Here is a 26,664-nt window from a genome sequence, read left to right as displayed (position 1 = left end):
TCGGGTCCGTCCCGATTCCGCGCGTTCGTCGGGCGTCGGGAATAGGCGGCGCCGGTAGCCCCGGAAGAGGTGGTGCGTGCTCCGGGCCGACCGGCCGGACAGCACTGAGGGAGTTGCTGTCGACCGCTACGGGGAGGCTATAAAACATAGACAATCATGGTCATCCGCGCTTGCGTCAAAATTGTTTCATCTTTCGGTTGCCGGCATCGGCCTTTCGGCCTTTCCGGCTAATTCGTCGTTTCTGCGTCTCGGTCGGGAGCGAATTCGGGAGCCCGTGGGCCGCCGGACTCACCGACCGGTCAGGCCCGTTGGGTCGCGCGTAGCCGCAGGAACCGCTGCTCCGGGACGCTGAGCGTCGCCTGGGCGGCCAGCAGGTAGTGCCGCCGGGCCTCCGCCCGGTCACCGAGCAGGTCGAGCAGATGGGCCCGCACGACGTGCACCCGGTGGTTACCGGCCAGCACCGGATCGGTCTGGGCGGCGGTCAGCTCCGCGAGCGCGGCCTCCGGCCCGTCCACCATGGCGACCGCCACGATCCGGTTCAGGGCGACCATCGGACCGGGCGCGATGCGCCGCAACAGGTTGTAGAGCCCGAGGATCTGGGGCCAGTCGGTGTCCTCGGCACGGGCCGCCTCGTCGTGCACCGCCGCGATCGCCGCCTGCACCTGGTACGGCCCGACCGGCGCAGTCGCCAGGGTGCGGGTGATCAACGCGACGCCCTCCGCGATAGCCCGCCCGTCCCACCGGGACCGGTCCTGCTCGGCCAGCGGAATGAGCGCCCCGTCCGGGCCGGTGCGGGCCGGCCGTCGGGCGTCGGTGAGCAGCATCAGCGCCAGCAGCCCGGTGACCTCCGGTTCGTCGGGCAGGCGCTCGTGCAGTTGCCGGGTCAGCCGGATCGCCTCGGCGGTCAGCTCGATCCGGTTGAGCGCCGGCCCCGAACTGGCCGTGTAACCCTCGTTGAAGATCAGGTAGAGGACCTCCATCACGGCGGCCACCCGGGCCGGCCGATCCTCGGGCGCCGGCATCCGGAACTCGGCGCCACTGGCCCGGATGCGCTGCTTGGCCCGGCTGATCCGTTGGGCGACGGTGGACTCCGGCACCAGGAACGCCCGGGCGATCTCGGCGGTGCTGAGCCCGCCGACCGCCCGCAGGGTGAGCGCCACCTGGGAAACCCGGGTGAGCGCCGGATGGCAGCAGAGCATCAGCAGGGTCAGCGTGTCGTCCACGGCGGAGACCCGACCGGGCTCCGGGGCGGTCAGGGCGGCCACCGCACGTTCCCGGCGGCGGCGGGCGGCGTCGTTGCGCCACAACTCCGTCCAGCGGCGGGAGGCGACCGTGGTCAGCCAGCCCCGGGGGTTGGCCGGTAACCCTTCCTCCGGCCACTGCACGGCCGCCGCGAGCAGGGCCTCCTGCACGGCGTCCTCACAGGTGTCGAAGCCGCCGTGCAGGCGTACCAGGGTGGAGAGCACCTGCGGCGCGTGCTCGCGCAGCAGGTCCTCGACGTCGGTGGTGACGGTCACGCGTCCGGCCGGGCGGCGTCGAGGACCGGGCGCACCTCGACCAGGCCGAGTTGCGCCTCCGGCACCCGGGCCGCGTGCGCCACCGCCTGCTCGATGGTGTCGCACTCCACCAGGTAGAAGCCGGCGAGATACTCCTTCACCTCGGGAAACGGGCCGTCGGTGGCGATGGTGCGGCCCCGGTCGACCCGGACCCGACGGGCCGTCGCCGGATCGGCCAGCGCTTCGGAGACGATCAGTTCACCGGCGGCGGCGAGGTCTTCGACGAGGGCGGCGTGGGCCTTGACGCCCAGTTGCCGTTCGGTGTCGGACATGTCCTGCCACGCGTCACGAGCCTGCTCGTTGTGGCTGATCAGGATCAGATATTTCACCGCACCTCCAAGGTCGGAGATGATTGTCCCACCGGTAGGTCACAACCAGCACCGTCGCTACGACACAATACAGACGTGCAGCTCAGCGTGGGTAGGTCGACGCGGCCACAGGGTGCCGCGTCGTTTTCGTCGGTGGGGTCGGCGACATCGGGTCGGCTGGTCGGCGAGGGCAGCCGAAAAGGAATTCGTCCTCTCGACTTCAGGCGTTTCCCCGTCGGTCATCCCCGGGCGGCGACGAAATCCAGGATCGACGCTCCGACATAGTCGATCATCTCGTCGGTGAGTGCCGGATAGATCCCCACCCAGAGGGTCTGCTCGGTGACGATGTCGCTGTTGGTCAGCTCGCCGACCACCCGGTAATGCTGGTTCAGGTAGGCCGGGTGCCGGGTCAGGTTGCCGGCGAACAGCTGCCGGGTGCCGATCCGCCGGTCCTCCAGGAACGCCACCAGCTCGGAGCGGGTGAACGGCGCCGCCGGGTCGACGGTGATGACGAACCCGAACCAACTCGGCTCGCTGTTCGGGGTGGCCTCGGGCAGCAGCAGGTGCGGCACCCCGTCGAGGCGCTCGCGCAGCCGACGCCAGTTGCGCCGCCGCAGCGCGGTGAACTCGTCCAGCTTGGCCAACTGGGTCAACCCCAACGCGGCCTGCAGGTCGGTCGCCTTCAGGTTGTAGCCGACGTGCGAGTAGATGTACTTGTGGTCGTAGCCCTGGGGGAGCGTGCCGAGCTGGTACTTGAACCGCTTCAGGCAGGTGTTCGACTCGCCCGGCGGACACCAGCAGTCCCGACCCCAGTCGCGCAGCGACTCGACGATCCGGGCCAACGCCAGGTTCGAGGTGAGCACGCAGCCACCCTCACCCATGGTCAGGTGGTGGGCCGGATAGAAACTCACCGTGGACAGGTCGCCGAACGTGCCGGTCAGCGCACCGTCGTAGGTGGAGCCCACCGCGTCACAGTTGTCCTCGACGAAGAACAGGTCGTGCGCGTCCGCCAGCTCCGCCATCTCCCGGGCCGGATACGGGTTGCCCAGCGTGTGGGCCAGGATGATCGCCCGGGTCTTCGGGCCGATCGCCGCGGCCACCCGCTCCACGCTGGTGTTGTAGGTGCCCAGATCGATGTCGACGAAGACCGGCACCAACCCGTTCTGCAGGATCGGGTTGACCGTGGTGGGGAACCCGGCGGCCACCGTGACCACCTCGTCGCCGGGGCGCAGCTGCCGGTCCTCCAGCAGGTCGGAGGTGAGCGCGCTCACCGCCAGCAGGTTCGCCGACGAGCCGGAGTTGGTCAGGTGCGCCTTGCGGCGGTGCATCTTGCGGGCGAACTCCGACTCGAACCTGCGGGCCAGCGGGCCGGCCGCGATCCGCATGTCCAGCGCGGCCTCCACCAGCGCCACCCGGTCCTCGGCGTCGAGCAGCGCCCCGGAGGGCCAGATCTCGGTCACCCCCGGGATGAAGGGCTGGTTGGGCTGTGCGTCCTGGTGGAACTTACGGACCTCGTCGAGCAGCAGCGCTCTACGGTCACTCATGCCCGGACTCCTTCTCGTGATCGCGACAGGTGTGCGTACCGGCGGTGGGGCCGCGCCGGTCGCCGGTCGGGCCGGATGCCGGCGGGACCCGGCGGCCGTCGGCGCTCACCGCGGCCACCGGACGGCCGACCCGCCGGCCGGCGCGGCATCGGCGGTCTCCCGCCGGGCCAACCGCGTGAGCGCCCGGACGGTCTCGGCCGGGGACGGCTGTGCCGCGACCTCGTCGGCCACCGCACCGGCCGCGACCGCGAACCGGGACTGGCCCAGCACCAGCCCCGCCGCGTCGGCCACCCCGCGCGGGGTCGCCACGTCCAACCGGACGGCCAACCCCACCCCGGCGGCGGCGATCGCCTCCGCGTTGTCCAACGCGTCGTCGAACTTGGGCAGCACGAGCTGCGGACAACCCGCGGCCAGCGCGGTCAGGGCGGAACCCTGTCCGCCGTGGTGGATCAGCAACCGGCAGGTCGCCACCAGCTCCGACAGCGGAATCCGGCCCGCGTACCGGACCGCCGACGGCAGCGGTGGCAGCTGACGGGCGGCCTCGTCGTCGATGGCCAGGACCAGTTCGGCGTCGAGGGTCGCCAGCTCCTCGACCAGCCCGGTGAGCAGACCACCCATCCCGGCGTCGGTCAGGTGCGGCAGGACGGTCCCCATGGTCAGCCCGATCCGGGGCCGCGGCGGCGGGTCGAGCAGCCACTCCGGCACCCGGGCGGCACCGTTGTACGGCACCGGCCGCAACCCCAGGTGGGCCCGGGCGTGCGGCAGCCGCAGGCTCGGCGGCCACGGGTCGAGCACCAGATCGGCCCGGGGCAGCCGGGTCAACCCGAGCCGGTGCAGGTCACCCCGGAGCACCGTCTCGGCGGCGGCCCGGTACTCGACGAGTTCCGCGACACCCCAGTGCAGCTCGACGTACGGGACACCGGCGGCGCGGGCGGCCACCGGGCCGGCGTACTCGGAGCGCTCGGCGAGCACCAGGTCCGGTCGCCAGGACCGGACGGTCGCCAGGGTGCCGGCGAGGTTCCGCGACGCCATTGTCGCGAAGACCTCGCCGTGTCCGTAGGGGTCGTCCTCGATGCCGTGCGGCGAATCCGGCCGCACCAGCTCGCGGATGTCCATCCCCGGCCCGGCGGAGACCGCCGGCAGACCCGCCTGGGTCACGGTCGGCACGAAGTGCTCGGTGCAGGCGACCAGCACCTCGTGCCCCGCCGCCCGCAGCGCCCAGGCGAGCGGCACCAACGGGAATAGGTGGCCGTGCATCGGTGCGCTGGTGATCAGCACGCGCATCTGCGGCTCCGACGGCTCAGGGCGCCGCCGGAACTGCGCGGCGACGGATACCGGTAGTGACCATTACCAGTAGATCGTGGCAGAGGCCGGGAGGCCGGACACCTCCCAGCGTGCCGTCGTACCCGCCGCCCGTACGACCACTGTGGACCGACGGTGGTCAGCCGGCCGGGCGGACCGTCACCACGCTCGGTAGCCCGTTGTCGGCCGCCGCCTCCAGCGGGGCGACCCGGGTGCCGGTCACCGCGATACCGTCCATCCGCACCACCGGGGCGAACCAGGCCAGTTCGGTGAGCCGGGCCACCGCCTGCTGGAACAACCCAGCCTGGGTGGTCGGCTCCGGCTCGGCGACCGCCCGCTGCAGCAACTGCTTCAACTGCGCGTCGTCGGTGGCGTACGGGTTGAACGGGTTGGCCACCGGCCGCATGAAGTCCAGTGAGGACAGGTAGGTCGGCAGGTTGCCGTAGCCGAACGCGGTGACCGGGAACTTGCGCGACATCACGTGCTCCAGCCACTGCGGCACCTGGGTGTCGGTGGTCAGCTCGACGGTCACCCCGATCTTCTTCCACTGCCCGGCCACCACCTGCGCGACGGCGGCGATGCCGGGGGTGTGCGCCTCGGCCTTCACGGTGAAGCCGTTCGGGTAACCCGCCTCGGTGAGCAGCGCCTTGGCCCGGTCCGGGTCGTACGGGTAGCGGTCGTCCAGGGCCGCCTGGTAGCCGTCGAAGCCGGGGGCGGCGATCTGGCTGGTCGGGTGCGCGAACTCGCCGAAGATGGTCTTGGCGATCGTGGCCCGGTCGATGGCGTGGTTCAACGCCTGGCGTACCCGCACGTCGCGCAGCGGCGCGGCGACGGTGCCGTCGCGGTCGGCGAGCACCATGCCGAGCACCGCCACGCTCGCCGTGATGTGCTTGAGCCCGGCGGCGACGACCGCCGGACCGGCGTCGGCGTTGAGCGCGGCGTAGTCGATCTGCCCCGCCTGGATGGCCTGCACGGTGGCGTTCGCGTCCGGCAGCACCCGGACCACGACCTTCTTCCAGTGCTGCCCCTCCTTGTTCCAGTACCGGGGGTTGGGCAGGTAGGTGTAGTGGTCGCCGGCCACCGTGCCGGCCGGGTCGAGCTGGTACGGGCCGGCCCCGAAGGTGCGCTGGGCGAGCTGGCCCGGATCGGTCAGCCCGGCGGGGGAGACCACCGAGCCGGACAGGATCGCCTGGCTGAACAGCTGCCGCATCACCGGGTTCGGGGCGCTGTTGGTGACCACCACCGTGGCGGCGTCGGGTGCGGTGACGCTGGTGATGGTGGCCGCCCAGGTCTTCGCCTTCGGGCTGACCGTCCGCATGTACTCCAGCGACTTGACCACCGCCGGGGCGTCCAGCGGGGTGCCGTCGGCGAAGGTCAGCCCCGGGCGCAGCTTGAGCTGGAAGACCTTGTTCTGCCGGTCGACGTAGCCGAACGACTCGGCCAGCTCCCCGGTGAACGTCCGGTCGGCGTTCATCCGGATCAGTGGGGCGTACGCCAGCGCCACCGTCGGAATGTTGTTCAGGTCGATGTTGGCCTTGTAGGGGTCCAGCGTCGGCGGGGCCGCCACCGCCATGGTCAGGACGGCGTCGTCGGCGCCGCCCCCCGGCTCGGCGGTGCCGGAACAGGCGGTCAGCGAGCCGACCGTGAGCAGCGCGGCGGCGACCAGGACTCGTACCTGGTGGACGCTTCGGCGCGGACGATGCGCGAACATGGCCATCCTTTCCCGGCGGACGCCGGTGTCGAGGGGGAGCAGGGTGTGTGGTCAGGAGGTCGGGTGCCGGTCGGCTGCCGGGTCGACCCCGAGGTCGGGGGCCGGACCGGCCGGGGCGGCTGCCGGGCGAAGGCGGCCAGCGCGGCGCGGGCCCGGACGGGGTCCGGCACCGGCACGGCGGCCAGCAGCGCACGGGTGTACGGGTGCGTGGGCCGCCGGTACACGGTCTCGGCGTCACCGGCCTCGACCACCCGTCCCCGGTGCAGCACCACCATCCGGTGCGACAGGTGCCGCACCACCGCCAGGTCGTGGGCGATGAACAGGTGACCGAAACCGAGCTCGGCCTGCAGATCGGCGAGCAGGTTGATGATCTGGGCGCGGACGGACAGGTCCAGCGCGGACACCGGCTCGTCGGTGACCAGCAGGCGGGGGCTGCCGACCAGGGCCCGTGCCAGGGCGATGCGCTGCCGCTGCCCACCGGAGAACTGCCCCGGATAGCGGTGCGCCGACTCGGCCGGCAGGCCCACCCGGTGCAGCGCCTCGGCGACCAGCACCCGCCGCCGCGCCGGGTCGACGCCCCGCCGGTTGAGCAGCGGCTCGACCAGGCTGTCGCCGATCCGGCGGGCCGGGTTGAGCGAGCTGAACGGGTCCTGGAACACCAGCTGCACGTCGCCGCTGAGCGCCCGGCGCTGCCGCCGGCCGGCACGGGTGACGTCCACCCCGTCGATGAGGATCCGGCCGTCGGTCACCGGCGTCAGGCCCAGGACCGCGCGGGCGATCGTCGACTTGCCCGAACCGGACTCACCGACCAGCCCGACCGTCTCACCGGCGGCCACGGTCAGACTCACCCCGTCCACCACCCGCGTCGCCGACCGTCGGTGTCCGAGGTCGACCACCAGGTCGTGCACCGCGAGCAACGGCCGCCCGCTCACGCCGCCGCCCGGTCCTCGTCCGGCCGTACGCAGCGCACGGCGTGGGCCGGGCCGAGCCGGTCCAGCGGCACCGGGGCGTGCCGGCAGGACTCGGTGGCCAGCGGGCAGCGCGGCGCGAACCGGCACCCCGTCGGCCACTGCCCGGGGGCGGGCACCGTGCCGGTGATCGTGGGCAGCCGGCCCGCCCGGGACGCCCGGTGCGGATCGGCCGCCAGCAACCCCCGGGTGTACGGGTGCCGGGGGCGGGCGAACAGCTCGGTCACCGGGCAGGACTCGACGACCTGACCGGCGTACATCACCACCGCCCGGTCACAGAGCGCCGCCACCACCCCCAGGTCGTGGGTCACCAGCAGCACGGCCAACCGCCGTTCCCGGCTGGTCCGGGCGAGCAGGGCCAGGATCTCGGCCTGCCGGGTCACGTCCAGGGCGGTGGTCGGCTCGTCGGCGATCAGCAGCTCCGGGTCCCCGGCCAACGCGAACGCGATCGCCACCCGCTGGGCCATCCCGCCGGACAACTGGTGCGGATACCGTCGCGCGGCGGTATCCGGTTCGGGTAGGCCGACGTCGCGCAGCAGCGCCAGCACCCGGGCCCGGGCCGGTCGTCGACCCAGCCCGGTGTGCCGGCGGACCGCCTCGGCGAGTTGCACGCCGACGCGCAGGGTCGGGTCCAGGCTCACCATCGGGTCCTGCGCGACGTAGCCGATCCGGCGGCCCCGCACCGTGCGCCACTGCCGGTCGCCGGCCCTGACCAGGTCGAGGCCGGCGAAGTGGCAGCTGCCGGTGAGCTGCCCGTCACCCGGGGGCAGCCCGAGGATGCTCAACGCGGTGACCGTCTTGCCGCAGCCCGACTCGCCGACCAGTCCGACGATCTCCCCCGGACCGACGTCGAGGTCGACGTCGCTGACCACGGTGGTGCCGGTCCGCGCCCCCCGGCCGGGACCACCCGGGAGCTGGACCGACAGGCGGCGTACCGACAGCAACGTGTCGGCGTGGCCCGGCCGGCCGGCCGGCGGCGGTTCGACGGGGTGGGCGGGCGCGGACCCCACGGGGTGGGGCGGTGCGGACCCCGTGGGGTGGGTTCCGCGCCGGCCGGACCGCCGGCGTCGGCGGGCCAGTTTCGTCGTCGCCCAGGCGGCGGTCGCGCCGTCGCGGGCGGCGTCGCCGAGCAGCACGAAGGAGAGCACGGTCAACGCGACCGCCAGCCCCGGCGGAACCAGGGCCCACGGGTGGCGGACGATGACCATCCGGGCCTCGTCGATCATGCCGCCCCAGCTCGGCTCCGGCGGTGGGGGCCCGAACCCGAGGAAGGCCAGGCTCGCCTGCATCACCAGGGCGATCGCCGCGACCAGGGACGCCTGGACGATGACCAGGCCGCGCAGCCGGGGCAGCACGTGGCGGCGCAGGATCTGCGGCGTGGAGAGCCCGGCCAGCCGGGCCGCCGCGATGAACAGCTCCTCCCGGGTCGACCGGGTGGCGGCCCGGACCACCCGGATCAGGCCGGAGGAGAGCAGCAACCCGAAGGTCAGCATGGCGGTCGTGACGTCGCCCGGGAAGACGGCCACCACCACCAGCAGGATCACGATGGCCGGCAACGAGAACAGCAGGTCGGCCAGCCGGCCGACCAGCGCGTCGACGACCCCGCCGAGGTAGCCGGCGAGCAGGCCCAGACCCACCCCGACCACGGTGGCCGTCAGCACCGCCACCAGCACCCCCCACAGCGTGCCCGCCGCGCCGTACGCGAGCCGGCTGAGCAGGTCCTGGCCGAGGCGGTCGGTGCCCAGCGGGTGGGCGGCCGACGGCCCCCCCAGGGCGGCCGGCAGGTCCTGGTCGACCGGGTCCCGGCCGGTGACCAGCTCAGGGTGCAGGGCGCAGGCCAGCACCAGCAGCAGCCACAGCACGGCGAGCAGCACCAGCGGGCGGCGCGACACCCGCACCGCCACCGCCGCCGGCCGGCTCACCGGGCCCCCACCCGGGGGTCCAACCACGCCTGGGCGAGGTCGGCGAGCAGGCCGATCACCACGACGATCAGGGTGTAGCAGACCACCGCCCCCTGGAGGACCGGAATGTCGTGCTGGGCGGCGGCGAGCGCGGCCCCGGAGCCCAGGCCGGGCAGGCCGAAGATGTTCTCGATCAGCACGGTCGCGCCGAGCAGGCTGGCGGAGATCACTCCCAGCAGGGCGACCACCGGCACCGCGGCGGTGCGCAACGCGTGCCGGTAGACGATCGAGCGGATGGACAGGCCGTTGGCCTGCATCACCCGCACGAAGTCGCGGCTCAACACGTCCAACATGGAGTCGCGGGTCTGTTTGGCCACCGCGGTGACCGCCGCCAGCGACGTCGCGGCCACCGGCAACGCCAGCGACCGCAGCCACCCCACCGGGGACTCCCCGAAGGGGACGTAGCCGGTGGCCGGGAACAGCCGCCACCGCACCGCCAACCAGGTGATCAGCACCAGGGCCAGCCAGAATCCGGGTACGGCGAGACCCACCACGGAGGCCACGTCGACCAGCCGCCCGAACGGTCCACCCCGGACGGCGCTGAGCACGCCGAGGGCGGTGCCGACCACGCCGACGGTCAACGTGGCCAGCAGGATCAGCGACAGCGTCGGGGCCAACCGGCTGGCGATCAGCGGGCCGACCGCAGTGCCGGTGCTCACCGACCGGCCCAGGTCACCGTGCACGGCGTCGACCAGCCAGCTGAGGTACTGCACGGTCAGCGGGCGGTCCAGCCCCATCTGCCGGTGCAGGGCCTCGACCTGTTCGGGCGGGGCCAGCGGGCCGAGCACCGTGCGGGCCGGGTCACCGGGCACCAGGGAGATCAGCAGGAAGCACAGGACCGACACGACGAACAGCAACGGCCCGGTCCAGGCCAGCCGGCGCAGGACTAGCCGGACCATGGCCACCGGTGGCCGTCCGCACCGGCACCCCGCCGGGTGTCGATCCCCCCTGTGGACGTACGGCCGGCCGGGTCGCCGACGTGGTCGAATCTGATGGCGTCACGCTCCAGCCGTCGGTGGTCAGGGTCGACCCACCGACGTCCGTGATCAGCGGCGCGTCAGGGGCCGTGTCCACGCTGGCAGAGCGGAGGCGCGGTTGTCTTCCGCAGACGTGCTCACCCGGTGGGTTTCCCGGGGCCGCCACCGGTGTGCGCCAGGACTGCCGGCACGAGCGTGTCCCACGTCGCCCGGGGCGGCATCTGGTGCCCCACCCCGGGCAGCGGCAGCAGCCGGGCGACCGGGAGTTCGTCGGCCAGCGCCTGCCCGTGCCCGTACGGGAAGAGCGGGTCCTCGGTGCCGTGCACCACCAGGGCCGGTACGGTGATCCCGCCCAGCGCGTCGCGGTACTCCGCCCCGCCGTCGATCGACCAGTGGTTGGCCAGGCTGGCCCGGATGTCGACGGTCCGCGCCACCGCCCGCGCCACGAGTTCCCGAAGCTCCGCCCCGGCCAGCGCGACGCTGCCGGTCAACGGTCGCTGACCGGTGGCGATGTGCTCCACGACGGAGTCCGGGTCGGCCCAGTCCGGGTCGGGGCGGGACTCGCCGAAGCTGGCCATCAGCGACTTCGACATCGGCGGCAGGTCGTTGTAGGGGCGCTCGCCGATCCGCAGGGCGGGACTGGTCGAACTCAACGTCAGCGAGGCGACCCGCTGTGGATGCTCCACGGCCAGCCGCTGCGCGATCGCGCCGCCCATCGAGATGCCCCACACGTGGGCGGCCCCCAGGTCGAGCTGCTCCACCAGGGCGGCGGCGTCGGCGACCAGGTCGTCGAAGTGGTAGTCGGGGGAGCCGGCCGGCCAGCCGGTGGACCGGCCGGTGTCGCGGTGGTCGTAGCGCACCACGTACCGGCCGCCGTCGGCGAGGCGCCGGCACAGCCCGTCGGCCCACCAGTCCATCGAGTTGGACGCCCCGCTGACCAGCAGCAGGGCCGGGTGCTCCGGCGAGCCGAAGGTGCCCACGCAGAGCCGCACGCCGTTGGCGGGGACGTGTCGTTCCGTCCCCGCCAACAGGTCCTCGTCGCCAACGGTCCGATGTGTACTCAAGACGGTCTCCTCATGCCTCGGACCACGCGCGGGAATTCCGCGACCACCGCCGGTCACCGTGCGGGATGATTATCCGCCCCGCCGCCTGAGCAAACCGCGTAAAACGCCGGCTATGCCACGAGATGTTCCAACGAGCGGAGCAACTCGTCGAGGTCGTCGGTGACCACGGTCCCGTCCCGCCAGCGGGCCAACGGGTCCGTCCGTACCGCCGCCCGCAGCCGCCCGGCCCGCTGCACCGTCGGCTCCGGGTCCGTCCCGTCCCCGGTGGCCCGGTGGGCCAGGGCCGCGTCGATCCGGTCCAACCGCGCCCCGGCCGTCTCCCACACCGCCTCCGCCGCCGTCACCACCTCGGCGATACCCCGGAACAGCTCGTCCATCCGGGCCACCGCCGCCGCGACCGTCAACTCCACCCGGCCGTCGTCGGTGATCCGCCGCCGCGCCAGCGGCGGAGGCGGGCCGGTGACCACCACCGACGCCTGGTCGAGCAGGGCACTGACCCGGGCCAGCTCCGCCCCCGAAGGCTGGCCGGGGCCGGCGAACGGCCCGACCACCTCGTCGACCACCGCCGAGTAGGCGTGGTAGACGGTCCACAACTGCGCCAGATCCGCCCGCGCGGCGGCCCACCGGCGGGCCGACTCCCCGGTCAGCTCGGCGGCGGCCAGCAGATGCCGGTCCAGGTGCCGTTCCAGGTCCACCAGATTGGCCTGGATGGCGTCCCGGTCGGTGACCGCCGCCGCCACCGCCGCCCCGGCCTGTGGCGGGGACAGCACGTCGACGGTGGCGGCCGCCAGCAGCGGAGCCCGCAGCAGCGCCGGTGGTCGCGGCGTCGACCGCCGTCGCCGGGCCAGCGCGGCGTCCACCAGGGCGGCCAGCGGCTGCTCGAACAGCCGGTGGCTGAGCGTGGCCAGCAGCACCGCACCGAGCAGGGTCACCGTCTCCAACTCCCAGAACCCGGCCGTGCCGTACAGCTCGCGGATCGGGCGGACGGCGCCGCTGAACACCGCCCCCGGCTGGAGGTAGAAGTGCATCACCGCGAAGTGCCACAGGTAGACGCCGTAGGAGACCTTGCCGAGATGGACCACCGGGCGGGCGGTCAGCACCGCGTCCACCATCCGGGTCCGGGCCGCGCCCGGCGACACCAGCGGCAGCGACGCGAACAACCCGAACAGGGCCACCATCAGGTACGTCATGAACAGGCCACTGGTCGAGTAGATCGCGTCCATCCCGATCACACTGAACGGGCGGGCGCAGTTGACCAGGTAGACCGCGATCGCGGCGACCCAGAACAGCCCCGGGCGCAGCGCGGCGAACCGCAGCAGCCGGGGGGTGTCCCCGGGCGACACCTGCGACAACGCCAGCAGCACGGCCAAGCCGAGGCCGATGCCGATGGTCGGCGCGAACCCCTGCGGCCACCAGAACACCATCCGGTTGTCCCAGCCGTTGCCCTTGACGAAGAAGAGCCAACCGACACCGATGGCGATCAGCACCGGCACCGGCAGCAGCAGCCGTCGCGCCCGCGCCACCGGGGTCGCCCCCCGGGCGGCGAAGCGGTGGCTCGCCCAGGCGATCAGCGGCAGCGCCAGGTACCACTGCACCATGCTCGGCACCGTCCAGCTGACCTCCATCCCGTTGATGAAGTGCGGCGCGAACGGGCTCGGCGAGTAGATCTGCAACAGCAGCAGCGGGCGCAGCACGTACCAGGGGCCGTCGATGGCGTCCCGGTTCAACGCCACCAGCACCACCAGGTACATCAGGTAGTACGCCGGCAGCAGCCGCATCAGCCGGCGGACCATCGTCGCGCCCTGCGGCGGACGCGGCCGGCCCGCGATGATCGCCCGCGCCAGCGGCAGGTAGAGGTAGAGCGCGGGCAGGACGAAGAACACCCCGATGAACGAGGGCAGCCCGCTGACGAAGAACGCGCCGAGGAAGTTGCTCGGTGGTCGGGGCGTACCCAGCGCCTTGGTGCCCAACAGCCCGGAGAACATCGCCACGTGCACCGTCAGCAGTGCCAACGCCGCCAACCCGCGGATGCCGAAGATCGACGGGTCCCGGTCACCGCCCGCCCTGCCCGCGGTGGCCGAGGCCCCGCCGTCCCTGGTCGTCACGCTCATCTACTCGTCCTTTCGGTCCGGCCGGCGGTGCGCCGACCGGAAGCCGGCCGGGACCCACGGCACGCGGGATGGTCGTCGCCGGCGTCCTGCGGGCCGGAGGTCAGCGGATGACGGACCGCACGAACCGCAGCGTCGTGCGCACCTCGGGGCTCTCCGCCAGCTCCACCGCCCGCTTCAGCTCGGGCACCCGGTCGAGGACCAGGTCCCGCAGCCGGCGCAGCTCGGCGGAGTTGATGCTGAAGGTCGTGGTCCCGTCCTCGTTCTCGGTCACCTGCGGCACGTGTCCGCCTCCTCGTCTCGGCCGTCCGCGCGGTGCCGGTGCCGGTACCGCGCCGCCGGGGCCGCGACTGTCGGCGGCACCCGTCGTACCCGGTTCGAGGATGGAACCGCCGAGGTGGGGGGTCATCTCCGAGCGTGCTCAGCCCCGGCGGGTCGACCCCGCCGGCCGGCCCGCGCCGTGCCGACCGGCGGGGCCGCCGCAGCACCGGTGACCGTCCGCATTGGGCACGTTCGAGGACGTGCGGCACCCGCGTCCTCTGCTTCCATGGGCAGCACACCTGGCGAGCCGCACGCCCGGCGGTGTGCGCGGCGGGGCGCTTCCCGTCCCCGCCCCGCGTGGGCCGCCGACCGAGTTCAGGGAGGCACCGCAGATGGGCGACCACGTCGCAGCGAGCAGTACCGCGCGAAGCGGTGGGGTGACCGACCGGCTACGCGCCGTCTTCGGCGGTCGGCCGTCGGCCCCGGTGACGCCACGCATCCTGGGCGACCGGGCGGTGGTGGCCGGCGGCAGCATCGCCGGCACGCTGGCCGCCCGGGTGCTGTCCGACTGGTACCGCGAGGTCGTCGTCGTGGACCGCGACGAGGTGCTCGGGGTCACCGGCATGCGCAAGGGCGCGTCGCACGCCGTGCACGCGCACGGGCTGCACGCCCGGGGCTACCTGATCCTGTCCGACCTCTTCCCCGGCCTGCTCGACGACGCCAAGGAGTTGGGCCTGCCGGTACGCGACTTCGGGCTGATGCGCTGGTACTTCAACGCCCGCCCGATCGCCCGTACCGAGACCGGGCTGCTCTCCGTCGCCGGTAACCGGCCGGTGCTGGAGAACTACCTGCGCTCCCGGGTGGCCGGGCTGCCCAACGTGACCTACCGGCAGCACACCGACGTGCTGGGGCTGGTGGCCACCGGGGACCGGGGCCGGGTCACCGGAATCCGCATCCAGGAACGCACCCCGGGCAGCCCCGAGGAACGCCTCGACGCCGACCTGGTGGTCGACGCCACGGGCCGGGGGTCCCGGCTGCCCGTCTGGCTGACCGAGCTGGGCTACGAACGGCCGGTCGAGGAGCGGATGACGATCGGGCTGGCGTACACCACCCGCACCTACCGCAGACGGCCCGGCACCTTCGACGGGCCGGTGGCGATCAACCCGGTGGCCTCTCCCGAGCACCCCCGGGGGGCGTTCTTCGGGCAGACCGCCACCGGCGACTTCCGGCTCAGCCTCACCGGCATCCTCGGCGACCACCCGCCGACCGACCCGACGGGCTTCGAGGAGTACGTCCGGACCCTGCCGGTGGCCGACATCCACCAGGCGGTCCGCGACGCCGACCCGACCGGCGACGCGGTGTCGTTCACCTTCCCGGCCAGCGTCTGGCGGCACTACGAGCGGCTGTCCCGGTTCCCCGCCGGGCTGGCCGTGCTCGGCGACGCGGTGTGCAGCTTCAACCCGGTCTACGGCCAGGGGATGACCGCGGCAGCGATGCAGGTGACCGCGCTGCGCCGGTTCCTCGACCGGCAACCGGCCGCCGACGGCCGTTCCTACCTGCGGGACGTGGCACGGCTGATGCGCCACCCGTGGCAGCTGTCCACCCGCACCGACCTGGACTTCCCCGGGGTGGGGCCGCGGTCGCTGCCGATCCGGCTGCACAACGCCTATCTGGTCCGCCTCCAGTACGCGATGACCAAGGACCCGGAGGTCACCCGGGCGTACATGCGGGTCGCCGGGCTGGTCGACCCGCCGCGCACACTGTGGCGGCTGCCGCTGCTGGTGCGGGTGCTCCGCCTGGCCCGGGACATGCCGGCCACCTCCCCTGTCCCGCCACCCGCACCGGCGCCCGCACCGGGTCTCTCGCCCGCGCCGGTCCTGTCGGCCGCGCCGGATTCCTCACCCAAGCCGGTGCTGTCGCCTCCGTCGGGTGGCCCGTCCATGCCGGTCCCGTCACCTGCGGCTGCCCCGGTGCCCTCGACGGGTGCCGCGTCGACGCCGCCGTCGGCCCCGTCGGCGACCGGGGTGGAGGACGGCCCGGTGGACGCCGGGCAACGGTCGGGGTCCTGACCGGCCCAGGGACAGCAGCCGGAGCCGGCGCGGGAACCGGCTCCGGCTGCGCCCTGCCCGCCCACCCCGACCGCCGCCGAGCTGCGTAGGACCGGATCGCCGCTTGAGCTGCCCGCCGAGACCCAGGACGACGACGAGTGCCGCAAGGCGGGCCAGGCGAGCCGGCCAGCCGGTGTGCCGGGAGGGCGTGGTGTGCCGGGAAGGTGTCATGCCTGGGCGTCATCGATGCGGCACTAGGTTTGGGGTGCGAGGACCTGCACAGGGGTGGGACGCCATGTTGTGGTGCCGTCACCGAGTTGGCGTTGGGCGTTGTAACCCCAGGCGGCCACCGTATAGTCAGGCTGTAGAGCCAGACTATGGGCTGTGCCAGCCGCGATGGATCTGATCCCGCTCAGGAACCGGTCGCAGGGAGCAGCCTCCCCCACAGCGCAGACCCGGGTGGCCTGCAAACGGGTGTCCCATGTGCCGTTGCCGAGTTGGCCATAACCGTTGAACCCCCAGCCCAGGACGCCACCGCTACTCAGCTGCGCCATGCTGTGCGACGCGCCGACCGTGATGTGCCGGATTCCGTACAGGAAGCGGTGGCAGGGGGCGATCTCTCCCATCGCACACACCCGCACGGGAATGGCCCGGTTGACGACGGTGCCGTCACCAAGCTGATTGACATAGTTCGCGCCCCAACCGACAGGGCCACCGTCACCCCGCAGCGACATGCTATGAAGTTCGCCACCTGCTATGGCTTTCACCGCGTACAGAAATTGATCGCAGGGCGCGACCTGTCCCACCGCGCATACCCGTACCGGGGTGGTGCGGCCGACGGTGGTGCCGTCACCAAGCTGACCTTCGTAGTTCCGACCCCAGGCCACGGCCAGGGCGTTACCCACCACCGCCAGGCTGTGACCCCAGCCGGCCGCGATGGATCTGACTCCGCTCAGGAACTTGCCACAGGGTGCGACCTGCCCCACCGCGCACACTCGTACCGGAGTGAGGCGGGTGGCGGTGGTGCCGTCACCGAGCTGGCCTTGTCCGTTCCAGCCCCAGGCGACGGCCGACCCGTTCTCCACCACGGCCAGAGTGTGGGTCCAGCCGGCCGCGATGGATCTGACTCCGCTCAGGAACTTGCCACAGGGTGCGACCTGCCCCACCGCACATACCCGTACCGGAGTGGTGCGGTTGGTCCAGGTGCCGTCGCCAAGCTGCCCAGAACTGTTGTGGCCCCAGGCGACGACCGTGCGGTCCCTGAGCAAGGCGAGGTTGTCGTTCCGGTTGGCGGCGATAGCGATCACGCCGGTGAGGAACCTGGCGCAGGGGGCGCTCTGGCCGACGGCGCACACTCGTACCGCAGTGGTGCGGCGGGCGTTGGTGCCGTCGCCAAGCTGCCCGAAAAAGTTCTCGCCCCAGGTGACGACGGTGCCGTCCGAGAGCAGGGCGATGCTGTGCGCGTCGCCGGCGGCGATGGCTCTCACGCCGCCGAGTTTCGCTGGAACCTGTTGCGTCCCGGGGTTGGGTGGCATCGCGAAGGCGACTGCACGGCCGGCCGTTGCGCCGAGAGCATCACCGATCATCAGGACCACGGCCAGCGCCACCACCGTGGCGAGGAATTCCGACCGCCGGCGATGGGCGGACGTTGCGGCTGGCGTAGGATGAAAATCATTTCCTGTGCCCATCTGCTCTCCTTCCCGAGGCAGCTTTTGGATTCGATGCAGTCCGATCGCAAGAGCCGGTCAGCCGTGCGACAGAGAAGGTCTACGCTCTTCCCGAGGTCCGAAAGAGGCCGGGAGCGACAACGGTGCGAGTCGAGGGAACGCGACCGAGATTCAGCTTGTCGACCCGGGGGCGCTGCCCGGGTTTGATGGAAATATAAGTCAAGGCAGCATGATCAGCGAATAGGCTTCCTGAACGAGTTAAGTACTCACAAGTAGGCGGGACTCGCCGGTGCGCGAAGTCGACCACGGCGCGTGCGTCGCGCGTATCGAGCCATTTCATCCTGCGTAGCGGTTGGTTTCGACGTGGTGCAGGACGAGGACGGCTTGCCCACACGAGTCGGCCGGCGGCGTCCGCGATGACCTGCACGTTCACGCCGTGGCGTTTGTGCTTGCCGCTGTAGTAGGGCCTCGAAGCCGGCCGCGAGTCGGTGGAGGTGTCACCGTTACGCAGATGGGCCAGAGCCAGCAGCGCCTGCCGGCCCGGCTCAAGGCGCCGCCGCCGGGATCGGCGCTGTCTACGGTGGCCGCGGATCCGTTCGGCCAGGTAGTTCAGGGCGCGGCTGGACAACGGAATCGCGGCGGGGTAGGCCAGCATGGCGAGACCCCCGGTCGGGGCTTCGAGTCTTGGTCGACAGCTGTCCTGAGCCGGGGCCGGAGCCAGGGCCAGGGCCGGGCCGGAGCCAGGGCCAAAGCCGGGGCCGGGCCGGAGCCAGGGCCGGAGGATCAGGTGCCGGGGGTCGGAGCCGGGGCAGATGTGCGGGTCGAAGCCGGGGCACCGAGGGCTTGGGCGAGGGCTGGGGTCAGCTGGTCGGGTCCGGCACGTCCGGGACACCGGCCAGTGCCGGGCCGTAGCGGCGGGCCGCGGTCAGGGCCGCCCAGGCGGTGAGCGTCACCAGGGCGTCGTCGCCGGGGTGGTGCGCCCGGAAGTCCGCCACCACGGCGTCGGTGACCTGATAGGAGGCGAACGCGGTGAGCAGGGCGAGTCGTCCCGCCGGGCGCTCCACCGGGGACAGACCGGCGACGACGTCCTCCACCCAGGGGCGGGCGCTGATGCCGGTCGGACCGTCCTTCGGGTCGGCGCAGCGGGCGGCGACCAGCTCCCGTACCCCGGCGGGGACGACCTGCCGGCCGCCGTCCTCGATCGCGGCGTAACCACGGGCCAGCGCCTCGGCGAGCACCGTCGGACCGGCCCAGACCAGGTCGGCCGGGCGTGGGGCGGCCGGGAGCAACGCCACCGCCGCCCCCGGCGGGCAGGGCCGGCGGGCCAGCGCCCCCATCACCCGGGCCGCCGTCCGCTGCACGACACCCCGGGCCACCGACGGGGTCTCGGGCAGCGGGGAGTCCCGCAGGAACACGTTGACCATCCGGTTCAGGTAGTGGAAGACCACCGCCACGCCGACCAGCTCCGGCAGCTGGTCCGGGGGTGCCGGCGGCGGCCCGGCCGGGCCGTGCGGGGACGGCCGCCGGGCCCAACGGGCCAACGGCCCCCACGGCCCGTCGTCGAGCCCCGCCACCGCCGGGCCGGCCCCGCCGCCACCGGGCAGCAGCCCGACCAGGGCCGCCCCGTGCACGTCGACGCAGTACGGGCAGCGGTTCGCCGCGGAGACCGCCGCCGCCACCGCCTCCTTCGCCGGCCGGCCGGCCGGACCGGTGGCCACCAGGGTCTCCCGCAGCATCGTCCAGCTCGCCGCCAGCACCTCCGGGGCGGGGGAGTGCAGCGCCACCGGTGGCGCCAACATGCCGAAGTCCCGCTCGACCTGCCCGTACACCTGGGCGACGAGGCCGTCCGCCCGATGGGGGGCGACCGGGCGGACGTGCCGGACGTGGGCGAGCACGGTGCGCCGGGTGGCGCGGGCCAACAGGGTCGCCACGGTCATCCCCTTCCAGGTCGGGGCGGTCCCCCGGCCGGATGCCGGGGGACCGTGGTCGGGTCAGCGGGCCTGGAGCACGGCGCGGCGGCCGGCGGTCGCGCCGTCCGGCGCGGGAGCGCCGTAGGTGACCGCGACCCCACGTTCCCGGGCGGCCCGGACGATGCCGGGGACGGCCCGTTCGGCCAGCGCGCTGATCGTCAGGGCCGGGTTGACGGTGAGGGCGCCGGGCACCGCAGACCCGTCGGTGACGAAGATGCCCGGGTGCCCGCGCAGTTCGTGCCGGTCGTCCAGGGCCGACGTCGCCGGGTCGTCACCGATGCGGCACGACGCCAGCGGGTGCACGGTGTACGCGCCCACCAGGTCGTTGGTCCACGGCATCACCTTCGCCAGGCCGTCGCGTTCGACGATGTCCTTGACGTCGGCGTCGGACAGGTTCCAGCCCCGCCACGTGTTGGCGGTGGGCTGGTAGCGCAGCGGGCCGTGCCCCAGCATCTGCTGGGAGAAGCGGTGCGCGTTGCCGGTCTCCGGCGGCGGCCCGAACACGCCCTCGTTGTCGTCCTCGGACATGGTGAAGACGGTCAGCCACGACTTGAAGTGCCGCATCAGCTCCTTCTTCTCCACCCCGAACCAGCTCGGGCCGGTCGCGTCGGGCACCTGGGCGAGGATGGTGCCCAGGCCGGGCGGGAAGTAGAGCTGCTCCAACGAGTACCGCTCGTACTCGGGCAGGCTGGCGTCGAGCTTGTCCCAGCTGGCCACCGTCGGCCCCCGGCCGATCTGGTACGCCTCGTAGGCGACCCCGTCGCCCCGGTCCAGGCCCAGTACCTCACGGACCCGGTCCTCGTCGAACACGGCGGTGTTGAGCCGTTCCCCGTTGCCGGAGAAGTAGCGGCCGACCGCCGACGGCATCTTGCCCAGCGTCGGCTCGGAGCGTTGCAGGATGACCGGGGTCGCCCCGGCGCCGGCCGCGACGATGACGATCTTCGCGTCGATGGTGCCGGCGTCGTGCAGGACGCGGTAGTCCTCGTCGTCGACGACCCGGTAGTGCACCCGGTAGCCGCCGTCGTCGGTGCGCGACAGGTGCTGCACCTCGTGCAGCGGCCGGATCGTCGCCCCGTGGGCCAGCGCCGCCGGTAGGTAGTTCAGCAGCAGCGACCGTTTGGCGTCGAACCGGCAGCCGGCCATCATCCAGTTGCAGTTGGTGCACTTGTCCAGGTCGATCGCCGACGGCACCGGGTTGGCGGTGCGACCCGCGTGGGCGCAGGCCGCCGCCCACAGCCCGCCGGGGTACGGCACCTGGTCCCAGCTCTGGCCGGTGACCGGCAGGGCCTCGACCACCCGGTCGTACCACGGGTCCAGGGTGTCCCGGTTGATCGCGGCCGGCCACATCCGCCGGCCGATCGAGCCCTGGCGTTCGAAGACGAACCGGGGCGCCCGGGGCATGGTGGCGAAGTAGACGACGCTGCCGCCGCCCACGCAGTTGCCGCTGAGCACGCTCATCCCGTCCCCGACGACGAAGTCGAACGCCCGGGTGTACGACGAACCCAGCTCGAAGTCGTGGTCGAAGTCCTGACCGGACAGCCACGGCCCGCGCTCCAGGATCACCACCTTCGCGCCCCCGGCGGCCAGGTGGTAGGCGGTGATCGCGCCACCGAAACCACTGCCGATGATCAGGACGTCGGTCTTCTCGGTGCTGCTCATGCCGGGCTCCCGGTGGGGGTGGTGTCGGGGTGCAGGGGGGCCAGGGGACGGCCGTAGGAGTAGTTCGGGTAGCGCCACAACCCGTCGGCGTCCGGCCGGTGGTAGCCGATGTGCAGCAGGCCGGGGTGCCCGTCGGCGAGCGCCGCCACGGTCGGTAGGTGCGCCGCGCTGTCGAAGGCCATGTTGCTGAACAGCGCCAGGCCCACCCACATCTGCTTCTCCGGGTGCTCCGGGTCGGTCAGCCGGCGGACCAGCTCGGTGCGGTGTGCGAACGGCAGGGCCACGAACGCCGGCAGCGCCGGGTCCAGGGCGATCCCCTGCTCGGCGGCGTACTCGCCGGCGTGCATGTCGAGGGTGAGGGCCAGCCCGTCGAGCGAGTCGGCCAGGCCGCCGGCCGGCAACTCCAGCAGCTCCACCGCCCCGGCGGCGACCGCACCGCCACCGGGGGCGGCGCCGGCCACGGCCTGGTCGTCCGGGCTTCTCTTCTCGCCCGGAACAATGGTGTCGGCAAAGGCCTCGATGGTCATAGTCCGCGAGTTGTCTGCGTCGGTGGTACTGGACTGCACGGCGACGCCTCCTGTCCGGTGCGAAATTGTTCCGGGCGGTTCCGGGGAAACTCTTTCTCCGCGTACACGACGGGTCGCGCGAATGTCGGTGCCGGCCGGTCGGCGGTGGAATCCGGGCACCGCCCCGCGCGATTCCGCTGCCGCACATCGTGCACGCATCGGGCGCACCGAAACACCTTCCGAAGTGCGGTGGGTGCCGTGACCCGACGCCGGTACGGCCGGCACCCCCCGGTGACCCGCCACCGACGGTCCGGTCCACCCCGCCGTGCACCGTCCGGGTGGACACCTGCGCACGTCGGGAGAAGCGGGGAAACGGGTGCGGCCCGGACGATGAGTGCACCCGTGACCGGCGTGCGCCCCGAGGTGCCCCGGCGGGTCCCGACCGTTGCCGACTCCGGCGTTGCCCAGGGAGATGCCCATGCCGACCACCCTTGGTTCGATCCGCAGGCTGCTGCTCACCCCGTCGTTGGCCGAGGTGAGCTTCGCCCGACGCGGCTTCCCCGTCGAGGAGTCGGCGGTCACCCGGCGGTTGGAGGCCATCCCGCAGACGGTGATCTGCGGGTTCGAGTGGGCGATCGACGCCCGCGACCAGTGGGAGGTGGAGCGTCGCCTGGAACTGGTCGACGTCGAGTTGCGCGGGTTCGCCTACGAGGGGGCGACGATGGCCTGCACGGTGCGTGACGCGATGGCCGGCGGACGTAGCCACCGGGCCCGGGACCTGCTGCGGGGCCGGGCCGAGCGGCACACCTTCCTCACCTACATCGGGATCGGCTTCGCGATGGCCCGGTTGCCCCGCCCGCTGTGGCGGCGGGTCCTGCCCGACCTGACCGGCATGCGGTACTACCCGACGATGAGCTGGCTGGCCGTCGACGGGTACGGCTTCGACCGGGCCTACTTCGACACCGACCGTTGGGTGGGTGGGCAGTACCGTCCGTCGCCGTACCCCTGGCAGGGGCACCCCGACTACTTCGCGCGCGCCTGCGACCAGGGCGTCGGCCGGGCGCTGTGGTTCATCCACGGTGCGCAGCCGACCCAGGTGGCGGCGGCGGTGCAGCGGTTCGACCGGTCCCGGCAGGCCGACCTGTGGAGCGGCGTCGGACTGGCGGCCACCTTCGCCGGTGGCTGCGACGCGGAGGGGTTGGCCCTGCTGGCCCGGCTCAGCGGCGTCGACCGCCCGCACCTCGGCCAGGGCGCGGTGTTCGCCGCGAAGGCCCGCGACTACTCGGGTCACATCCCCGGGCACACCGGGGTGGCGCTGCACGCCCTCGCCGGGATGACGGTGGAGCACGCCTCCGTGTTGGCCGACGAGGTCGCGGTGGACTCCGCCGCCGGGCCGGCCCTGCCGGCGTACGAGCTGTGGCGGGCCCGGGTGCGCGACCGGGTGCCGGTCGCCGACCCGGCGACCCCGGCCTGATCCGGTCGGTGCGCAGTCGGCGGCCCCCGTCCCGGCTCGGGACGGGGGCCGCCGGCCGGTCAGGCCCGGACGCTGTCGAACTGGCCCGGGGTGCGGCCGGGACCGGCCGGGCCCCGGTAGGCCTGCGCCAGGTCCAGCCAGCGGTCGGCTTCCGCCCCGACGGCGGTGAGCGCCAGGTCGGCGCGGTGCCGGCGGCGGGTGACGAGCAGGCACAGGTCGGCCGCCGGCCCGCTGATCCGCTCGGTGGCGTCCGCCGGCCCGAACTCCCAGACCGCGTCGCCGGAGGGGGCGGTGATCTCGAAGCGGAATGCGACGTCCGGGGTGTCCAGCCCGCGCGCCTGGTAGCCGAAGTCCCAGGTGCGGACGGCGAAGTCGACCAGGTGCCGGAGCCGGTCGGTGCGTTCGGGGCGCAGCCCGAGCGCGTCGGCGATGTCCTGCCCGTGGCCGAACAGTTCCATCATGCCGGCGGCGGCCAGCACCGGCGCGGGCAGCGGCCGGACCAGCCAGGGCACCGTCTGCCCGGCCGGCACCGCGGCCAGGGCCTGCTCGGCGGTGGCCCGTTCCTCGCGCCACTTGGCCAGCAGCGCCGGTGGCGGCGCGGACAGGTACGGCGACAGGGCGGTCCGTACGTTGCGGTTGAAGTCGGGCCCGAACTGCTGGGCGAGCGCGACGAACCCCGCCGGGTCCGCCGCGGCCAGTCCCGCCAGCCGGAAGGTCGCCGCCAGGTGGGCGATCTGGTGGGCGACGGTCCACTCCGGCGCGGGGGTGTCCAGCGCCCACTGCGCCTCGTCGAGGTCGGCGACCATCCGGTCGACGGCGTCACCCTCCAGGCCCAGGTCGACGAAGACGTCGTTTTGTGCGCTCACGCGGCTGTCCTCTCGCTCGTCAGCAGTGGCGAGCGTGGCCCGGCGCGTCCGAGGGCGCCGGTTGCCACGCACGACGCCGATCCCGTCGCCGCCGCGTCGGGCGGCCGGTGGCCGGGCCCGCGCCGACGGCGTCACGTCAGCACCAGCAGCATGCGGGCCGGGCGTGGGCGCTGTCTTCTCTCGTCATGCGCTGCGGCCGGGCCGTACCCCGGTGTCACCGCGGTCGCGGGCCGCGCCCGCGGTCGATGGTGGACCCGCGTCGACGGGGACGCATCCGGGCCCGTGCGCCGGGTTGCGCACCGTGGAAGAACCGCCGGCCGGGCCGCGCGGCGCATGCTGACCACGATGGGCCCGGCCGTCGACGTCCGGCCAACCCCGGCACGCCGGCGGGCCCGCCAGGGGGAGGGACCATGGTCGCCGCACGGGTCGCGTCATCGGTGGTACGCCGCCAGGTCAGGTACGTCGCGCCGGTGCCGGCCGGCACCGCCCGGGGCCTGGTGGCCGAGGTGTACGCCCAGGCGCAGGACGAGCAGAAGCTGGTGGTTCCGCCGGTGCTGCTGCACTCCCCGGCGCCGCCGGTGCTCGCCGCGTACTGGATGTTGATGCGGGAGCCGCTGATCGCGGGCCGGGTGGTGGACCGGCGCACCAAGGAGGCGGTGGCCGCCGGGGTGTCCGTGGCCAACACCTGCCCGTACTGCGTGGACATGCACAGCATCAGCCTGTACGACCTGGCCACCGAGGACGACGCGGAGGCCGTCGCCGACGACCGGATGGCCGACCTGGGTGATCCGGTGGTGCGGGCGGTGGCCGGTTGGGCCCGGCAGGCCCACACCGGTGCGACGGTCCCCCCGTTCCCGGCCGCCCACGGCCCGGAGCTGGTGGGCGTGGTGGTGGCCTTCCACTACCTGGCCCGGGTGGTCAACGTCTTCCTGCCCGACCATCTGCTGCCCGCCGGCCTGTCCGGTGCCGCCCGCCGCCGGTTCAAGCGGGCCGTCGGTCGGTTGCTGCGACCCACCCTGCGGGCCGCGCCCCGGCCGGGTCGGTCGCTGGCGTTGCTGCCGGTGGCGGCGCTGCCGCTCGACGCCGGGTGGGCCGCCGCCGATCCGGTGGTCGCCGGTGCGGCGGCCCGCGCCTACCGGGCGTTCGACCTGGCCGGTGCGGAGGCGGTGCCGGCGTCGGTACGGGCGCTGGTGCGCGACCGGCTCGACGGTTGGGACGGGCAGCCGCCGGGACCCGGTCGACGCTGGTGCGACGAGGCCGTCGGCGGGCTGCCGGAGCGGGACCGGGCGGCCGGTCGACTGGCGCTGCTGACCGCGTTCGCCTCCTACCTGGTCGACGACGAGGTGGTCGCGGGGTTCCGCCGGGTCGAGCCGACCGACCGGGCGCTGGTGCAGGCGGTGGCCTGGGCGGCGTACGCGGCGGCGCGGGAGGTCGGCCGACGCTGTGCCGGCCCCGCCACCCGATGACGTCGCCGATCAATTCCGGGGCCATCGGGTAATGCGCCGGTGGCGCACCTTTGAAGTAGACGATCTGTTTCGCCGCTGAAAACATAACTTCAGGAGGCATCCCTCCTGACGTGCGAGAAGATAGGGGGACGCCAGGTGTCGAATACATTCCGGAGATTGCGGCGACGCATTCTCACGCCCTCGTTGTCGGAGACCAAACTGGATGTGCGCGGTTTCCACCGTAAGGACCCGGCCGCCGTCGAACTGTTGGAAACCGTCGGTGAGTCATTTCTGACCGGGTACGCCGCAGCGGCCGAGGCCCGGGAGCCCGCCGACGCGGAGCCGGCGCTGGAGGCGGTGCGCGCGCAGTTCCGCGGCTTCGCCTACGAGGGTGCCGCGATGGGCTTCGCCGTGCTGGACGCCCTGCCCGGCGGCCGGTCGGACCGGGTGGCGACGTTCCTGTCCGGCCGGGGTGCCGACCACGTCTACATGGCCTACGTCGGTGTCGGCTGGGCGATGGCCCGGGTGCCCCGGTTCCGCTGGTCGAAGCTGTCCGCCCCGGACCCGCTGCTGCGCTGGCTGGTGCTCGACGGGTACGGCTTCCACCAGGCGTACTTCCACACCCGTCGGTACGTGCACGAGCACTACCAGGAGTCGGACTTCCCGTGGCCTGCCGACGGCCCCCGCTGGTACGCCCAACGCGCCATCGACCAGGGCATCGGTCGGGCGATGTGGTTCGTCGGCGGCACCGACGCGGCGGTGGTCGCCGATCTGATCGACAGGTTCCCGGCCGAGCGCCGGGCCGACCTCTACGGCGGTGCCGGCCTGGCCGCCACGTACGCCGGTGGCGTCGACGCCGACGAACTGCGCGTGTTCCTCGACCGGGCCGGTTCGCACCGTGCCCAGGTCGCCCAGGGCAGCGCGTTCGCGGCGACCGCCCGGCTGACGGCCGGCCTCCAGACCCCGCACACGGCCCGGGCCACGGCGGTGCTGGCCGGTACCACCCCGGCGGAGGCGGACCGGATCTGCGCCGCGCAGCGGCCGACCGGCGCCGACAGCCCGCTGGAGCCCGCCTACGAGGTCTGGCGTCGTGCCATCGCCGACGAGCTGCGGGTACGCGGAAGGCACTGACCGGGACTCCGTCCCCGTCCCTGTTCCCGTCCCGCCGGCCGCCGGGTGGTCCCGGCGCAGCCTCCCCACACCTGCCCACGACTCGGCAGGCGCCTCGCCACGCCCGTGGCGACCCGAACGGTAAGGAGATCGTGCCCG

Annotated in this window: 20 protein-coding genes and 1 pseudogene; 4 read left to right on the top strand and 17 right to left on the bottom strand. The window is 73.3% G+C overall.

Annotation, left to right across the window (positions count from 1 at the left end; genetic code table 11):
- Positions 1-299: 299 nt before the first annotated feature.
- From J7462_RS06530 to J7462_RS06480, 11 genes are all read right to left on the bottom strand, one after another.
- Positions 300-1,517, bottom strand: coding sequence for an RNA polymerase sigma factor (locus J7462_RS06530; protein ID WP_219462668.1), 1,218 nt, complete (start codon positions 1,515-1,517; stop codon positions 300-302).
- Entirely contained in the window at positions 1,514-1,885 is a 372-nt protein-coding gene (locus J7462_RS06525) for a YciI family protein (RefSeq protein ID WP_219462666.1), read from the bottom strand. The genes J7462_RS06530 and J7462_RS06525 overlap by 4 nt, the downstream gene beginning before the upstream one ends.
- Positions 1,886-2,103: 218 nt before the next feature.
- Positions 2,104-3,408 carry a lipopolysaccharide biosynthesis protein RfbH gene (rfbH, locus tag J7462_RS06520; protein ID WP_219462664.1) on the bottom strand — a complete coding sequence of 435 codons (1,305 nt, stop codon included), beginning with the start codon at positions 3,406-3,408 and terminating at the stop codon, positions 2,104-2,106.
- A gap of 105 nt (positions 3,409-3,513) precedes the next feature.
- Positions 3,514-4,692 (bottom strand): nucleotide disphospho-sugar-binding domain-containing protein, encoded by a 1,179-nt coding sequence (locus J7462_RS06515; RefSeq protein ID WP_219462662.1) that lies wholly within the window; start codon positions 4,690-4,692, stop codon positions 3,514-3,516.
- A 157-nt stretch (positions 4,693-4,849) separates the two neighbouring features.
- A complete protein-coding gene (locus tag J7462_RS06510; protein WP_219462660.1) occupies positions 4,850-6,421 on the bottom strand; it encodes an ABC transporter substrate-binding protein in 1,572 nt (523 codons plus the stop codon).
- On the bottom strand, positions 6,340-7,353 hold the full coding sequence (locus tag J7462_RS06505; RefSeq protein WP_219462658.1) for an ATP-binding cassette domain-containing protein: 1,014 nt from the start codon (positions 7,351-7,353) through the stop codon (positions 6,340-6,342). The genes J7462_RS06510 and J7462_RS06505 overlap by 82 nt, the downstream gene beginning before the upstream one ends.
- On the bottom strand, positions 7,350-9,311 hold the full coding sequence (locus tag J7462_RS06500) for a dipeptide/oligopeptide/nickel ABC transporter permease/ATP-binding protein (RefSeq protein ID WP_219462656.1): 1,962 nt from the start codon (positions 9,309-9,311) through the stop codon (positions 7,350-7,352). The genes J7462_RS06505 and J7462_RS06500 overlap by 4 nt, the downstream gene beginning before the upstream one ends.
- A complete protein-coding gene (locus J7462_RS06495; RefSeq protein WP_219462654.1) occupies positions 9,308-10,249 on the bottom strand; it encodes an ABC transporter permease in 942 nt (313 codons plus the stop codon). The genes J7462_RS06500 and J7462_RS06495 overlap by 4 nt, the downstream gene beginning before the upstream one ends.
- A 215-nt stretch (positions 10,250-10,464) precedes the next feature.
- On the bottom strand, positions 10,465-11,391 hold the full coding sequence (locus J7462_RS06490; RefSeq protein ID WP_219462652.1) for an alpha/beta fold hydrolase: 927 nt from the start codon (positions 11,389-11,391) through the stop codon (positions 10,465-10,467).
- Between the two features lie 110 nt (positions 11,392-11,501).
- Positions 11,502-13,502, bottom strand: a complete 2,001-nt coding sequence (locus J7462_RS06485) for an acyltransferase (RefSeq protein WP_219462650.1) — start codon at positions 13,500-13,502, stop codon at positions 11,502-11,504.
- A gap of 100 nt (positions 13,503-13,602) precedes the next feature.
- Entirely contained in the window at positions 13,603-13,782 is a 180-nt protein-coding gene (locus tag J7462_RS06480) for a hypothetical protein (protein ID WP_204960481.1), read from the bottom strand.
- Positions 13,783-14,152: 370 nt separating this feature from the next.
- On the opposite strand from J7462_RS06480, the gene J7462_RS06475 reads away from it, so the two are divergent.
- A complete protein-coding gene (locus tag J7462_RS06475) occupies positions 14,153-15,829 on the top strand; it encodes an NAD(P)/FAD-dependent oxidoreductase (RefSeq protein WP_255597610.1) in 1,677 nt (558 codons plus the stop codon).
- Positions 15,830-16,062: 233 nt separating this feature from the next.
- Here the strand turns inward: J7462_RS06475 and J7462_RS06470 are convergent, their stop codons facing one another.
- The 5 genes and pseudogenes from J7462_RS06470 to J7462_RS06450 form a co-directional block, all read right to left on the bottom strand.
- Complete coding sequence (locus tag J7462_RS06470) at positions 16,063-17,343, bottom strand: RCC1 domain-containing protein (protein ID WP_374197567.1); 1,281 nt, start codon at positions 17,341-17,343, stop codon at positions 16,063-16,065.
- Between the two features lie 502 nt (positions 17,344-17,845).
- A pseudogene (locus J7462_RS06465) lies at positions 17,846-18,130 on the bottom strand (IS5/IS1182 family transposase); the annotation flags it as partial.
- A 205-nt stretch (positions 18,131-18,335) separates the two neighbouring features.
- Complete coding sequence (locus J7462_RS06460) at positions 18,336-19,406, bottom strand: carboxymuconolactone decarboxylase family protein (RefSeq protein ID WP_308290783.1); 1,071 nt, start codon at positions 19,404-19,406, stop codon at positions 18,336-18,338.
- A gap of 60 nt (positions 19,407-19,466) precedes the next feature.
- Positions 19,467-21,104 (bottom strand): FAD-dependent oxidoreductase, encoded by a 1,638-nt coding sequence (locus J7462_RS06455; protein ID WP_219462644.1) that lies wholly within the window; start codon positions 21,102-21,104, stop codon positions 19,467-19,469.
- Positions 21,101-21,670, bottom strand: a complete 570-nt coding sequence (locus J7462_RS06450) for a DUF5987 family protein (protein WP_219462643.1) — start codon at positions 21,668-21,670, stop codon at positions 21,101-21,103. Before J7462_RS06450 ends, J7462_RS06455 begins: the two co-directional genes overlap by 4 nt.
- A gap of 418 nt (positions 21,671-22,088) precedes the next feature.
- Between J7462_RS06450 and J7462_RS06445 the strand changes: the two genes are divergently transcribed.
- Positions 22,089-23,084 (top strand): DUF1702 family protein, encoded by a 996-nt coding sequence (locus J7462_RS06445; protein WP_219462641.1) that lies wholly within the window; start codon positions 22,089-22,091, stop codon positions 23,082-23,084.
- 59 nt (positions 23,085-23,143) lie between these two features.
- On the opposite strand, the gene J7462_RS06440 is transcribed toward J7462_RS06445, so the two are convergent.
- Entirely contained in the window at positions 23,144-23,890 is a 747-nt protein-coding gene (locus tag J7462_RS06440; protein WP_374197566.1) for a TIGR03084 family metal-binding protein, read from the bottom strand.
- Positions 23,891-24,360: 470 nt separating this feature from the next.
- Here J7462_RS06440 and J7462_RS06435 point away from each other — a divergent pair, with 470 nt between their 5' ends.
- On the top strand, positions 24,361-25,416 hold the full coding sequence (locus J7462_RS06435) for a carboxymuconolactone decarboxylase family protein (protein WP_219462637.1): 1,056 nt from the start codon (positions 24,361-24,363) through the stop codon (positions 25,414-25,416).
- Between the two features lie 135 nt (positions 25,417-25,551).
- Complete coding sequence (locus J7462_RS06430; RefSeq protein WP_219462636.1) at positions 25,552-26,526, top strand: DUF1702 family protein; 975 nt, start codon at positions 25,552-25,554, stop codon at positions 26,524-26,526.
- Positions 26,527-26,664: the final 138 nt, after the last annotated feature.

This window comes from Micromonospora sp. RL09-050-HVF-A, assembly GCF_019374995.1.
Classification (GTDB): Bacteria; Actinomycetota; Actinomycetes; order Mycobacteriales; family Micromonosporaceae; genus Micromonospora; species Micromonospora antibiotica.
This window is presented reverse-complemented; position numbering and strand designations above follow the sequence as displayed.